Source organism: Streptomyces sp. MMS24-W38 (genome assembly GCF_059889265.1).
The window spans coordinates 4,245,528-4,258,545 of sequence record NZ_JCBCPP010000001.1; the positions used below are offsets into that span (position 1 = coordinate 4,245,528).

General features: G+C 74.6%; 13 protein-coding genes and 1 tRNA gene. 5 read left to right on the top strand and 9 right to left on the bottom strand.

Annotated elements, in window-relative coordinates; genetic code table 11:
• Positions 1-7 precede the first annotated feature (7 nt).
• The 7 genes from AC6F7H_RS18310 to AC6F7H_RS18340 form a co-directional block, all read right to left on the bottom strand.
• Positions 8-81, bottom strand: a tRNA-Lys gene (locus AC6F7H_RS18310).
• Positions 72-680, bottom strand: a complete 609-nt coding sequence (locus AC6F7H_RS18315; RefSeq protein WP_500758026.1) for a bifunctional DNA primase/polymerase — start codon at positions 678-680, stop codon at positions 72-74. Before AC6F7H_RS18315 ends, AC6F7H_RS18310 begins: the two co-directional genes overlap by 10 nt.
• Before the next feature lie 159 nt (positions 681-839).
• Positions 840-1,205, bottom strand: a complete 366-nt coding sequence (locus AC6F7H_RS18320; RefSeq protein ID WP_109380878.1) for a DUF8844 domain-containing protein — start codon at positions 1,203-1,205, stop codon at positions 840-842.
• Between the two features lie 1,062 nt (positions 1,206-2,267).
• Positions 2,268-3,638: an AAA family ATPase gene (locus AC6F7H_RS18325; RefSeq protein ID WP_500758027.1), complete on the bottom strand. Its 1,371-nt coding sequence runs from the start codon at positions 3,636-3,638 to the stop codon at positions 2,268-2,270.
• Positions 3,635-5,260, bottom strand: a complete 1,626-nt coding sequence (locus tag AC6F7H_RS18330; RefSeq protein ID WP_500758028.1) for a hypothetical protein — start codon at positions 5,258-5,260, stop codon at positions 3,635-3,637. Before AC6F7H_RS18330 ends, AC6F7H_RS18325 begins: the two co-directional genes overlap by 4 nt.
• Complete coding sequence (locus AC6F7H_RS18335; RefSeq protein ID WP_500761911.1) at positions 5,251-6,378, bottom strand: hypothetical protein; 1,128 nt, start codon at positions 6,376-6,378, stop codon at positions 5,251-5,253. The genes AC6F7H_RS18330 and AC6F7H_RS18335 overlap by 10 nt, the downstream gene beginning before the upstream one ends.
• Before the next feature lies 1 nt (position 6,379).
• On the bottom strand, positions 6,380-7,381 hold the full coding sequence (locus AC6F7H_RS18340) for a phosphatase PAP2 family protein (RefSeq protein ID WP_500758029.1): 1,002 nt from the start codon (positions 7,379-7,381) through the stop codon (positions 6,380-6,382).
• A gap of 190 nt (positions 7,382-7,571) precedes the next feature.
• Between AC6F7H_RS18340 and AC6F7H_RS18345 the strand changes: the two genes are divergently transcribed.
• A complete protein-coding gene (locus tag AC6F7H_RS18345; protein WP_457459121.1) occupies positions 7,572-8,168 on the top strand; it encodes a histidine phosphatase family protein in 597 nt (198 codons plus the stop codon).
• Positions 8,169-8,212: 44 nt separating this feature from the next.
• On the opposite strand, the gene AC6F7H_RS18350 is transcribed toward AC6F7H_RS18345, so the two are convergent.
• Complete coding sequence (locus tag AC6F7H_RS18350) at positions 8,213-9,673, bottom strand: NsdA family TPR-like regulatory protein (protein WP_500758030.1); 1,461 nt, start codon at positions 9,671-9,673, stop codon at positions 8,213-8,215.
• 252 nt (positions 9,674-9,925) lie between these two features.
• On the opposite strand from AC6F7H_RS18350, the gene AC6F7H_RS18355 reads away from it, so the two are divergent.
• Complete coding sequence (locus AC6F7H_RS18355) at positions 9,926-10,348, top strand: hypothetical protein (RefSeq protein WP_500758031.1); 423 nt, start codon at positions 9,926-9,928, stop codon at positions 10,346-10,348.
• A 74-nt stretch (positions 10,349-10,422) separates the two neighbouring features.
• Positions 10,423-11,292 carry a spermidine synthase gene (locus tag AC6F7H_RS18360; RefSeq protein WP_500758032.1) on the top strand — a complete coding sequence of 290 codons (870 nt, stop codon included), beginning with the start codon at positions 10,423-10,425 and terminating at the stop codon, positions 11,290-11,292.
• A gap of 34 nt (positions 11,293-11,326) precedes the next feature.
• On the opposite strand, the gene AC6F7H_RS18365 is transcribed toward AC6F7H_RS18360, so the two are convergent.
• Entirely contained in the window at positions 11,327-11,572 is a 246-nt protein-coding gene (locus AC6F7H_RS18365) for a hypothetical protein (RefSeq protein WP_500762202.1), read from the bottom strand.
• 113 nt (positions 11,573-11,685) lie between these two features.
• Here AC6F7H_RS18365 and AC6F7H_RS18370 point away from each other — a divergent pair, with 113 nt between their 5' ends.
• Together AC6F7H_RS18370 and AC6F7H_RS18375 are read left to right on the top strand one after the other, a co-directional pair.
• Entirely contained in the window at positions 11,686-12,828 is a 1,143-nt protein-coding gene (locus AC6F7H_RS18370) for an RNA-guided endonuclease InsQ/TnpB family protein (protein ID WP_500758033.1), read from the top strand.
• On the top strand, positions 12,710-12,973 hold the full coding sequence (locus tag AC6F7H_RS18375; RefSeq protein ID WP_500758034.1) for a zinc ribbon domain-containing protein: 264 nt from the start codon (positions 12,710-12,712) through the stop codon (positions 12,971-12,973). The genes AC6F7H_RS18370 and AC6F7H_RS18375 overlap by 119 nt, the downstream gene beginning before the upstream one ends.
• The last annotated feature ends 45 nt before the right edge of the window (positions 12,974-13,018 follow it).

Consider the following 13,018-nt stretch of genomic DNA (forward strand, 5'->3'; position numbering starts at 1 on the left):
CGTGTCGTGCGCCGCCAGGGACTCGAACCCCGGACCCGCTGATTAAGAGTCAGCTGCTCTAACCAACTGAGCTAGCGGCGCCTGCTGACGTCGTAGACATTAGCACCCTGGTCGGCGGGAGGAAAAATCGATATCCGCACGGCCGCGCGCGCCGCCCGTACGGCCGCCCAGAGCAGCACCTCCGGGCCCGGTAACCAGGGGTGACGCGTGTCCGGGGCGACCAGCCAGCGCGAGCCGGAGCGGTCCGCCCGGTCGCCGGGATCCGGGGCCGGAACGGTCACCGCGTCGCCGGTGCCGTGGCACAGCAGGGGCGGGACGGCGCCCGTACGGCCCGCCTCCCCGGCCGTCCTGCCGCGGGCGTCCCACTCCTCCCACTCCAGCAGCGCCGGCAGCCGCTGGGCGGTGCCGGGTGCCGAGAACAGCAGCATCCGGCCGCGGAACTCGGCCACCGGACCGGAGCCCGGCCCCTCGTCCCACATCCGGTCCAGCATCCGGCGCCCGAAGGTCGAGGGGGCGCTCACCACGTCGAAGGCGGAGCCGCAGGGCAGCACGACGGGCGCGTGCGGCCGCTCCTCCCAGAGCGAGAGGGTGCTGCGCGGATACGTTCCTGCGGAGGCGAGCCAGGCGGCGCCGTCCGGGGTGACACCGCTGACGTCGGATACCTTGCGTGCACTGCTCATGAAGCCTGTCTACCCGCGGTGAGGGAACGATTTCCCAGGGTTGCGGGAATCGAGGACACCGGGGCGGGGAGGCGGTATCTTGCCCACCTGGCATATGCCGTGTCTGCTCGAGGGCGGTGGCCGGTCGCGCGGGGACGCGCGCGACCGTGCGTACGCCGCTCACACCGGGTCGGCGTGCCCCCGGCCCTCACTCCCGTGCAGCAGGTCCCGACCGAACTCGATCATCTTCTTCGCGTAGTCCTCGGTCCACTCGGCCCGCTCGGCGATGGCGGCCGGCGTCAGCCGGTCGAAGCGCCGCGGGTCGGCCAGCTGCGCCGCCGCCACGGCCTGGAACTCCACCGCCCGGTCCGTCGCCGCGCGGAACGCGAGCGTCAGCTCCGTCGCCCGCTCCAGCAGCGCGCGCGGGTCGTCAATCGATTCCAGGTCGAAGAAGTGCTCCGGATCGGCGGCCGCCTCCGCGGGCTCGAACAGCAGGGGCGCGGGGCGTAGCCGCGGTCGGTCCCGGTGCGGCGTGGGCTCCGCCATGTCATCTCCCTCTTGCTTGGCCTTCTCGTCGTACACGCTGTACACGTCGGACACGTCGTGCTCGTCATGCCGGTCGTACGCGTACGTCACGTCGGCCCGCCGGTGAGTGGGCCACCGTCCATTGTCCCGCGCCCTGGCAAGAGGGCCTCGGAGCAGGTGCGACCGGGCCCGCGACGGTCAGGGTCGCCATGCGACGCGGTGTTCCGCGAGGTGGGCCAGGACCGAGTGGTTCGCCTCCCAGCCATCCGGGCTGTGGCCGTCGGCCGCCTCCGGCGGCGTGCCGGACTCCGTCCGGCGGAGGGGGTGGCGCCGTGCCGGTCGTCTGCCGGGCAGGTGCGACCGGGCCCGCGACGGTCAGGGTCGCCATGCGACGCGGTGTTCCGCGAGGTGGGCCAGGACCGAGTGGTTCGCCTCCCAGCCATCCGGGCTGTGGCCGTCGGCCGCCTCCGGCGGCGTGCCGGACTCCGTCCGGCGGAGGGGGTGGCGCCGTGCCGGTCGTCTGCCGGGCAGGTGCGACCGGGCCCGCGACGGTCAGGGTCGCCATGCGACGCGGTGTTCCGCGAGGTGGGCCAGGACCGAGTGGTTCGCCTCCCAGCCATCCGGGCTGTGGCCGTCGGCCGCCTCCGGCGGCGTGCCGGACTCCGTCCGGCGGAGGGGGTGGCGCCGTGCCGGTCGTCTGCCGGGCAGGTGCGACCGGGCCCGCGACGGTCAGGGTCGCCATGCGACGCGGTGTTCCGCGAGGTGGGCCAGGACCGAGTGGTTCGCCTCCCAGCCATCCGGGCTGTGGCCGTCGGCCGCCTCCGGCGGCGTGCCGGACTCCGTCCGGCGGAGGGGGTGGCGCCGTGCCGGTCGTCTGCCGGGCAGGTGCGACCGGGCCCGCGACGGTCAGGGTCGCCATGCGACGCGGTGTTCCGCGAGGTGGGCCAGGACCGAGTGGTTCGCCTCCCAGCCATCCGGGCTGTGGCCGTCGGCCGCCTCCGGCGGCGTGCCGGACTCCGTCCGGCGGAGGGGGTGGCGCCGTGCCGGTCGTCTGCCGGGCAGGTGCGACCGGGCCCGCGACGGTCAGGGTCGCCATGCGACGCGGTGTTCCGCGAGGTGGGCCAGGACCGAGTGGTTCGCCTCCCAGCCATCCGGAAACTTCACGAGGGTGCCCAGCTGGACCGGTTCCGTCGACGGGTAGGCGTCCAGCAGCTCGCCCACGCCCGCCCTGCACACCACGATGCAGGCGTGCCGGTGGCGGGAGGCCAGGACGCACAGTCTGCCGGTTTCCAGGTGGAAGGCGGTGGCGTCGGGGCGGCCGGAGAGGGGGTGGAGTACGACGGTGACGTCGTACTCGCGGCCCTGGAGGCGGTTTGCCGTGTCGACAACCACGTCCGTCACGCCGAGTTCTGTGAGGGCCGCCCGGACCGCCGCCGCCTGGTCGCGGTGGGCGGTGCCTACGGCGATGCGGTCGGCGGTCAGGGGGGTGGGGGTGGGGGAGCGTTCCGAGGTTGCTGCGCCCTCCCGGTCCAGCAGCCGGCGGACGACCAGGGCCACCGCCCGGACCGCCTCCGGGTCGGTGCGCGGGGTGTGCCGGGCGGGCAGCTCCAACAGGCCCCAGCCGGACTCGGCCGCCTCGTCGATCACCCGGTCCGGACCCGAGCCGTCCGACGGGACACCGAGGGTGAGCCGCCGGTCGCCGGGGCCGGTGCCGCTGCGGAACCGCGTGTACGGGTAGAACGCGTCCGACACCAGGGGCGCCGCCGAGGCGGGCAGCCGCCACGACACCGGCAGACGGTGCTGCGGCAGCTCGGGATTGTGGGCGAGCAGGGTCGTCACGGCGGACGCGGACGGGTCGTAGGAAAGGCCCGCCCACTGCTCGCCGCCCACGATCGAGAACGGGTCCAACTGCCCCGGATCGCCCACGAACAGCGCCCGCTCGAACAGCCCCGCCACGGCGAGCAGCGCGTCCGAGCGCATCTGGTACGCCTCGTCGACGATCGCGTGCGCCCACGGTTCGACGCCCTTGACGTGCGCCCACTTGGCGGCCGTGGAGATGACCACGTCGAGCCCGGCGAGATCGGCGGCCTTCGCCGACTTGCGGACGTTCTCCAGCTCGTCCAGCGCCTTGTCGTACGGGTCGGTGTCGCTGCTGTGCAGCCGGCCGACCGGCAGGTCCGGGTTCTTCTCGGCGAGCCGCAGGACCAGGTCGTCGACCTGCGCGTTGGTCTGCGCCACCACCATCAACGGGCGCCCCGCCTCGGCCAGTTCCAGTGCCGCGCGGACCACCAGCGTGGACTTTCCGGCGCCGGGCGGGGAGTCGACGACCACACCGCGCGCGGTGCCGTGCAGCGTGTCGCGCAGGATCGCGTCGGTGGCACGGGTGGCCGCCGCGCCGGGGTCGAAGGCGACCTCGGGGGCCACAGGCCCGGTGGTCACGGCCTCGGTGGTCACAGCAGGTCCTCCTCGGTCACCGGGTCGGCGGCCTCCGGTGTGGCGGCCGCGGCACCGGGCGGGCCGCCGTGGGTCCACGGGGTCTCCTCCGGGTCGGGGAGCTTCGCCCCGCCGCGCGGCTCGTGCTCGAACAGCGTGAAGCAGAGCCGGTCGCCCTTCTCCGGCACCGAACCCGCCTCGGGCTCCTTGCCGCGGCCCATCTTGTCCAGGATCCGCAGCACGAGCAGGGACCCGTCCGTTTCCTCAGCTTCTCCGGCTTCTGAGGCCTCCACGGCGACGAACTCGGCCGTCTGCGGCTTCCCGCCCAGCGAGCGGTACACCCTGGTCCGCTCGCCCAGGTACGGGTGGTCGTCCGTCCGGACGGTGACCAGCGGGCGGGGGCTCGGCCGCTTGCTCTCGCTGTACGCCATGACGACCTCGACGACCTCGCCCGCGAACGCTTCCCCGGACAGCCGCCGGCCCGCCATCACCAGCGGGTCGTCCAGGGCCTCCTGGGCCTCCAGCCGGGCCTGCTCCCGCTCGCGCGTGGCGAGCTTGTTCGCCGCCGTCACCGCGTCGTCGCGGCGCGGCTGCGGCGGTTCACCGGCCAGTACCCGGTCCCGGTGACCGGTGAACGACCAGCGGTCGCGCGTCCACCGCTCCTCGACGCGCGCCCCCTCCGGCAGCGCGCGCAGCAGGTCCAGGCCCCGCCACACCGCGTCCCAGGTGGGCCGCGTACGGCTCTCCACCAGCGCGCGGATCTCCCGCTCGGCGGCGGCCAGCGAGCCGAGCCGGTCGTCGGCCTGCAGACCGTCCTCCGCGGCGGCGAGCGCGCTGCGGGCGCGGTCGTACCGCTCGACGGCCGGGGCGAGCAGCTTGTTGTCGAACGCGGGGTCGGTCGCCGGGCCCGCGGGCGGACACAACAACTGTCCGCCGGCGTCCCGCGCCAGCTCCGCCTCCCGCGCCGCCTCGGCCCCGGAGCGTCCCTCGGGCGGGTCGATCCAGGCGAGCAGCGCCCCCAGGTGCTGGTCCTCCAGCGTGGACTGGCCGGTCGCCCAGTGCCGGCCCAGCAGATCCGTCATGGCGGTCAGGAGCGACGAGCCGGGCACCCGGGCCCGCTCCCCGAAGTGCGTCAGCCACCGCCCCAGCAACGGCACCCGGGGCGGTGCCGGGAAGGGCGCCTCCGGGTCCTGCTCCGCCGTGCGCCGGAACCGGGTGGAACGGCCGAGGAGCCGTACGAGGTCGACGCCGGCCCGGCTCGGCACGATCAGCTGCGGCGCGTCCGCGCACAGCTCGACCTCGACCTTGACCCGCTTTCCGGTCTCCGGGTCGGTCTCGCCGCGTTCCGCGGCCTCCACCGCCTCGGCGCAGCCGTCCACGTACGGCAGGACCACGTCGGCCAGTTCGGCCAGGAACGCGAATCTGAGGTCCCGGTCGCGCGGCTGCGGCACGGCCAGCAGCCGCGGCGCGTCCCGGTCGGTGCCCACCAGCGCGCCGAGCGGGGCACCCGCCTCACCGGCGGTGATCAGCGGCACGAACACCAGCGGCCGTTCGGACAGATGCCGGTGCCGGACGGTGGCGGCGGGCTGGGCGCGGCCGGTGCTGACGGCCTCGAGGCGGGCCAGGGTGGCGATCAGCGACAAGGGGCCACCTCCGGGCGGCCGGTGAGGGCTTGTGCGCCGACGGGGGCCGGTGCGTCGGCGAGGGCCTCCGCCCGCAGCGCCGCCGCCCTGCGCAGGGCGGCCACCGTCGGATCGTCGGGATCGCCGGCCTCACCGCGGGCCGCCGCCAGCACGTCCTCGACCGTCGTCAGACCGCCCAGTTCGGCACGGACCGGGCGGCCCAGGGAGGTCACCGCGCCCTGCGCGCGGGAACGGTCCCGGCAGTGGAAGGCCAGCTCGCACGCGGACAGGCACTCCGGCGCGTAGCTCGCCGGGACCGACTCCACGGCCGCCGTGAGCCGCTCGCGGGGCAGCTCGGGTGCGAAACAGGTGCCCTCGGGGAGCGCGCCGGCGATGTCCTCGATCCGGGTGAGCCGGGCCAGCTGGCGGGCGGTCACCGCGCGCTGCTTGCGCACGTCCACGGCGGACGCGGTCGGCAGGTTGGAGAAGTCCTTCGGGCACACCAGCAGGATCCTGTGCCGCACGCGGGGGGCCGGGACGGTGGTGAGGCGGGCGGCGACCTCCTCCAGCGCCAGCACGTACACCGCCGCCTGCCGGGCCGCCGCGCCGACCTTCGCCGGGTCCGCCGCCCCGTCCAGCATGGGGAAGGACTTGATCTCCACGACCGTCCAGCTGCCGTCCGGGTGCACCACCACCGCGTCCGGTTCCAGGAAGGCCGGCGAGCCCGCGACGTCCAGCGCGAGCAGGGGGTGGTCGAGCAGTGTCCACCCGTCCCGCGCCCGCGCGGCCTCGCCCAGCGCCAACTCCGTGCGCGCGGCGCGCCCCTGGGGGCCGGACGCGGTCAGGTCCGGCACCCGCGCGCCGGTGGGCGGTTCCGCGGAGCGGTCCAGCTTCTCGTGGACGAGCCGCAGCAGCTCCGTACCGCCGTCCGCCTTGACCCGGGCCTCGAACGCGTTGCCCCGGACGAACGCGAACTGGGACTGGCCGAAGACCGAGGGCGAGCCCAGCGCGCCCGCCAGTCTCGCCTTGTCCACGCCCGCGCCGTCGAGGATCGCGCGGCGCGCGCAGCCCGGGTTGGCGGCCAGGGCGGCCAGGGCGCGTGCGTCCAGCGCCTTCGCCGACACGTCCGGACCGCGCAGCTCAGCGAGCCGGTGCCGGAGCGGCCTGGGCTCCTTCCCCCTGGTCGGAGGGGGGAGCGCCGCCCGGCTCGGTCTCCGGGGCGAACCGTGGCTCGAACTGCCGCTGCCGTGGCCGCTGTCGTGGAAATTGCTCACCCGCGGAAGTCTGGCATCCGGCACTGACAATCGGGGAACCCGGGACGGGAGAGGCCGCCGGGGCCGGCGCCGGGCGCGGCAGCAGACGGGCCCTCACCCGGTCCGTGTACCGCGTCACGACGGGGGCGAGCAGCAGCCCGGCGCCCATCACGGCGGCACCCGCGACCGCGTCCAGGAAGTAGTGGTTGGCGGTGCCCATCACCACGACGACCGTCACCAGCGGATAGACGACGGCGGCCGCCCGCGCCGCCCGCGCGGTCCGCGCCGTCTGGGTTCCGCCGATCCGCCACAGGATCACACCGCACCACAGGGCCCAGCCCACATGCAGGCTCGGCATCGCCGCGTACTGGTTGGTCAGCCCGCCCAGGCCCCGCGGGGCGCTGGCCTCACCGGCCCACCAGCCGTACGAGCTGTACTGGGCCATGGTGTCGACGAAACCGTGGCTCGCGTCGAGCAGCCTGGGCGGGCAGGTGGGCAGCAGGGTGAAGCCGATCAGCCCGATGAAGGTGGACGTCATCAGCCAGGTGCGGGCGGCGCGGTAGTGCACCGCGTGGGAACGGAACAGCCAGACCAGGAGCGCGGGCGTCACCAGGTAGTGCAGCGACGCGTACCAGAAGTCGGCCGGTATGCCCAGCCACGGCTCGCGCGTGAACAGCCGGTTGAGCGGGTGCTCGGCGTTGAGGTGGAGCGCCTGCTCGATGCGCAGGATCGCCAGTCCGTGGTCCACGGCGTCGGTGACGTCGCCCCGGACCAACAGGCGCCCCGCCGAGTAACAGGCGTACACGAGGAGGATCAGCGGCAGCTCGGTCCACCAGCGCAGCCGGATCGCCGGGGCCCCTTCGGTGCCCGGTGTCTCGGTGTGCGGCATCCGATCGCCCTCCCCCTTCACACTCACTCCCGCCCCCACGGCGATCCGAACAGCCACTCTAGGCGTACTCGCGCCCCTCATGAGGTGCCTTCGGCCCTGATAGACGCTGAGATCGCCCGCCGGGTTGCCCCACCCCAGGGTGCGCGATGATGGAGGGGTTCCGCCCCCGATTTCTCCCGGAAGGTCTCTCATGGCACCGCGCATCCTGCTGGCCCGGCACGGACAGACCGCATGGTCGTTGTCCGGCAAGCACACCGGCAGGACCGACGTGCCGCTCCTGGACGAGGGCCGGCAGGGCGCCAAGCTGCTCGGTGAGCGCCTGCACCGGCCGCCGTACGACGGGCTGCCGGGCGTCGAGGTGCGCACCAGCCCGCTGGTACGCGCGCGGGAGACCTGCGAGCTCGCCGGGTTCGGCGAGCGCGCGCAGACCTGGGACACCCTCATGGAGTGGCACTACGGGGCGTACGAGGGCATGACCCCCGACGAGATACGGGCGGACCGCCCCGACTGGCTGATCTGGCGCGACGGCGTGCCCGAGGGGGAGACCCTCGCCGAGGTGACGGCCCGCGCGGACGAGGTGGTCGCCTGGGCGCGCTCCGCCGACCGGGACGTGCTGGTCTTCGCCCACGGCCACATCCTGCGCTCGATCGGCGCCCGCTGGCTGGGGCTGCCGCTCGACTTCGCGGCCCGCATCCGCCTCAACCCGACGTCACTGTCGGTCCTGGGCTGGGCGTACGGGGAGCCGGCCGTCGAGAGCTGGAACGACCTGGGTCACCTGGCGGGGTGAGCCGACCCGGTGCCGGCCCGGGCCTGAGGCCCGGGCCGGGGCGGTCACGTCATGCGGGGGAGGGAGTCGTGGCGGTCCAGGAAGGCCGACACGTCCGAGGTGCGGCGGTGCGGGAGGAGCACGCGGGCCGTGCCCGCCAGCATCGTGCGGACCCGGGACGACTGGACCTCGGGCAGCAGGTCCAGCACCCGCATCCCCGCGGCCGCCGCCTCGTCCGGGTGCCCGCCGCGGGCCAGGTCGTCCGCCAGCTCCGCCGTGTACAGCGCGATGTTGCGGGTGAAGTGCGGGTTTTGGAGCTCGGCGGCCCGCCGCGCGTGCCGGGCGGCCCGCGGCCAGTCGCCCAGGGTCGACCAGCACTGCGCCTCCAGGCCCTCCAGCTCGGCCTCCCCGTAGAAGGACATCCACTCGGGGTCGGCCGGCGCGGGGCCGCGGTCGAAGTAGGCCTGCGCGCGGGCCAGCGCCTGCTCGCAGCCGGACCGGTCGGCGAGCCCGGCCCAGCCGCCCGCCTCGCGCAGCGCCAGCAACGACATCAGCCGGGCGGAGCCGAGCGGGCGCGCGGCCCGCTGCGCGGCCTGCGCCGCCCGCACCGCCTCCCGGGGCCTGCCCGAGTCCCGGGCGAGGAACGCCGTGTTGCAGAAGGCGTGCGCCTCCAGCCCCGGATCCCCGGTCACCCGCGCGGTCGCCAGTGCCTCCGCGTAGTGCGAGCGGGCGTCGTCGAACCGGCCCGAGTCGTGCGCCAGCCAGCCCACCGAGATGGCCAGTTCACCGGCGCCCGCGTACAGCCGGTCCGCCGTCCGCTGCCGGGTCGCCCCGGCGTCGAGCAGGGCGTAGGCGGCGCGCAGCGGTTCCGCCGCCCTCCGGTAGAGGCCGTCGGCCCCGTGCCGGTCGTCGAGCAGCCTGATCCGGCGGACGGCGTCTTCCAGGGCACCCGCGTCGCTCGCCCCGGGGCGGCGCACGGCGCGCTGTGCCGCCGAGGCGTCCGGGGCCAGGGCGAGCGGGCCCAGTGAGGCGGCGGCCACCGTGGCGCCCCCGCCGGTCATGAATGCGCGACGCAGCACGTCGCTCTCCTCGTAGTTGTGGTGCGTGTGGTACGGGTGGTGCGGGTGGTGCGGGTTCTGTGTGTCATACGGCTCAGGGGCCCCGCCGGTCTCACTCGTGGCGAGTGCCGGGGCCGCGTCGGGTGCCGGGGGAGTGTCCCCGTCGTCCCGTGCCCGGCGCCCGCGGACCGACGCGCGGGGCGCGAAGCCCAGGTCGGTCAGCGTGCGGCCGGGAAACATGTGCAGGAACACCCGTTCATAGGCGTAGTTGGGGCAGCGGATCTCGCCTGCCTCCACCCGGTGCACGTACCGCGCGTCACAGCTGACCCGCTCACCTATCTCGCGAGCGGCCCTGCGGACCGACGCGGCGAACTCGGCCGGCGAGCGCGTTCCGCGCAGTTGCCGGAAGACGAGATTCGGCCGTGGTGGCCGGTCGGGCTGGGACGAGGGCACCGTTGACGACGCCATGGCCGGGTCCTCTCTGCGAACCGTCGAACCATGCCGGAGGCAGAGCGGTCCATCCGTCGCTCCGCTCTGTTGCCGGCGGGCAAGAACGTACCTGCTGTGACGGAGTCGCCACGCAAGGTTTGGCCACAAACCGGATATCTCGTCCGTGATCCGCCATGAACTGCCATTCTGTGCTATTGGGTTTCGCCGTAGCCCATGACGGTCCGTCGCGTTGAACCCCGTGTGTGGTGGAGCCGGAACGTGGAGGCCGGGATGGTGACCAGCCGGAACAGTGAACCCCGAACGCCGTCGGGCAGACCGTCGGGCGGGCCGCCGGGCTGCTGCGACGTGGTGACGGTTCCGGCCCGGCAGGGCCTGGAGGCGGTGGACATCCTCCGGCGCGGCGCGGCCGGGGCGGGGGACGCGGTGGGGCGCGTACTGCACGACGGCGGCGGGAGCACACTCGGGTTCCTGGTGCCGCCGGGGACGGCCGCGGCGTGGGACGTGCCGGGCAGCACCTGTACGGAGACCGACGGCCGCGGGCTGGGCCTGGTGCCCGAGGGGCCGCCGGTGGAGGGCTCGGACTGGCTGCTGCCGCCCGAGGGCGACGCCGGCCTCGCCACCGATCCCGCGGTCCTGCGGGAGGCGCTGGGCGAGGCGCGACGCCTGCTCGACGCGGTGGACGGCTGCCGCTGAGTCTGCCGGGCCGGAACGCGCGCGGTGCTCGGGGTGGCCGGGGCCGGTCCGGGGCGGGTTGCGACAATGGCCCCATGGGAAGGTCCAGGAACTCCGGACGCGGGCGGGCCGCCGTCGAAGCCGTCGTCGAGAGCGTCGACGGAGGGCTCGCCCGGCTCGTCCCCGACCGGGAACGGCCGAGGGCCTGGACGCTGCTGATCGACGACGCCCCGCAGTCGCACGTCGACCTGGACGATCCGGCGTACCTCTCCTTCGAGTACCAGCGGCGGATCGGACACGTCATCGACACCGCCGGGCCGGCCGGCCGGCCCGTGCAGGCGGTGCATCTCGGCGGCGGCGCGTTCACCCTCGCCCGGTACGTCGCCGCCACCCGGCCCCGCTCCACCCAGCAGGTCGTCGAACGGGACGCGCGGCTGGTGCGACTGGTCCGCAGGGAGCTGCCGCCGGACCCCGGGGCGCGGATCAGGGTGCGCTCGGTGGACGCCCGGGAAGGGCTCGCGAAGGTACGGGACGGATGGGCCGACCTCGTCGTCGCCGACGTGTTCAGCGGGGCCCGCACCCCCGCCCACCTGACCTCGACCGAGTTCCTGGACGACGTCCGCAGGGCCCTCGCCCCCGGCGGGGTCTACGTCGCCAACCTCGCCGACGGACCGCCGCTGGCCCATCTGCGCGGCCAGATCGCCACCGCCGCCGCCCGGTTCGCCGAACTCGCGCTGATCGCCGACCCGGCGGTGCTGCGCGGCAGACGCTTCGGCAACTCCGTGCTGGTCGCCTCCGACGTGCCCCTGCCGATCGCCGAGCTGACCCGCCGCGCCGCCTCCGACCCGCACCCCGGGAGAGTCCAACACGGGCGGGAACTCAGGGACTTCACCGGCGGTGCCGCCCCGGTCGACGACCTGGCGGCGGTCGACTCCCCGGCGCCACCGCCGTCGGTGTTCCGGTGACGGGCGAGCGGTGAGAGGGGGCCGGGCCGCCCGGTCAGTAGTCGTTTATCTCCACGCGCGGCGGGCCGTCGTGCCAGGTGTAGAAGACCGACACCCGGTCCGCGTCCGCCGCGAACTCCACCCGGATCCACGACTCCGTCTTCCACCTGGTTCTCGGGTTGGGTGCCCGGTGCTTCGGGGCCGGGGTGCATGCCCGCTCCCGCGGAGCGGGGCAGGAGGAGCCGCATCGCCTGCGGGGCGACGCGGCGTCCCGGAAGAGGATGGTGGCGGGCTTGCTCATGGGAAGGGTGTGATGGTGCGTGGCTGGGAGTGGTGGCGGGGGTCGGTCGCTCGTTCGGGTGAGCCCGTCCGGATACGCAGAGGCGAGCGAGTGGCGAGGCTAGGTTTGGCGGCATGTCACGGTTTCGGATGTACCCGACAGGTGAGCAGGCGGGCGTCATGCTCGGGCACTGCGCGCACGCCCGGTACGTGTGGAACCTGGCCGTCGAGCAGCACGCGCACTGGCAGCCGGGCCGCAGGTCCGCGCCCGGGTTCGCCGAGCAGTGCCGTCAGCTCACCGAGGTCCGGCGGGACAACGCGTGGCTGCGGGCCGGGAACGCGGAGGTGCAGCAGCAGGCCCTGCGGGACTTCGCCAGGGCCAAGACGGCCCGGTTCGCCTCCGGGTTCGGCGAGCCGACCTGGCGCAGGAAACACGTGCATGAGGGCTTTCGTGTGATCGGCACCGCCCGGGTCCCCGAGTCCGATCCGGACGGCACCCCGAAGCTGAACGCCAGGGGCAGGCAGGTCATGGGCCGCTCGGTGGTGGTGCAGCGGCTGAACCGGCGGTGGGCGCGGGTGAAGGTGCCCGGCTGCGGCTGGGTGCGCTTCCGCCTCACCCGCGCCGGGCTGCCGCAGGCGAAGACCTACCGCGTCACCTTCCGCAACCAGCAGTGGCACATCGCCTTCGCCGTCATCCCCGAGACGGTCGACGCGCCCGGCACGGGGGAGGTCATCGGCATCGATCGGGGCGTGACGATCACCGCCGCCCTGTCCGACGGGCGGAGGCTGAACTGCCCGCAGCTCACCACCCGGGAGCGGGCCCGGATCCGCAAGCACCAGCGCCGCGCTGCCCGCGCCCCCAGGGGCAGCGACCGCAAGCGGGACGAGCACGCGAAGGTGGCCAGGATCAAGGCCCGGGAGGCGGCCCGGCGCAAGGACTGGTGCGAGAAGACCTCCACCCTGCTCGCCCGCACCTACGACCTGATCCGGTTCGAGAAGCTGAACGTCAAGAACATGACCGCCTCCGCTAGGGGCACGGTCGAACAGCCCGGTACCCGGGTGCGGCAGAAGGCCGGGCTGAACCGGGCGATCCTCGCCCAGGGCTGGGGCCTGCTCCGTCGCCGGACCGGGGAGAAGGCTCCCCGGGCGGGTGGAGGACGTGCCCGCCCCGTACACCTCGTTGCGGTGCAGTGCCTGCGGATGGATCGAGAAGGACTCGCGCAAGAGCCAAGCCGAGTTCGTCTGCGTGTCCTGCGGGTTCGGCTGCAACGCGGATGAGAACGCAGCGGTCAACGTCGCGGCAGGACAGGGCGGGGTCCCCCGCCCCCGGCGGGCAGCCGGTGCCGGAGGGGTGACAGCGGCCACCGGTCGTTCGAGCGCCCGTGAACCTCGACCCACCCGGGTCGGAATCCCCCTCCGTTGAGGAGGGGGAGGATGTCAAACCTGCATCGACCAGTCCGCCCCGGGC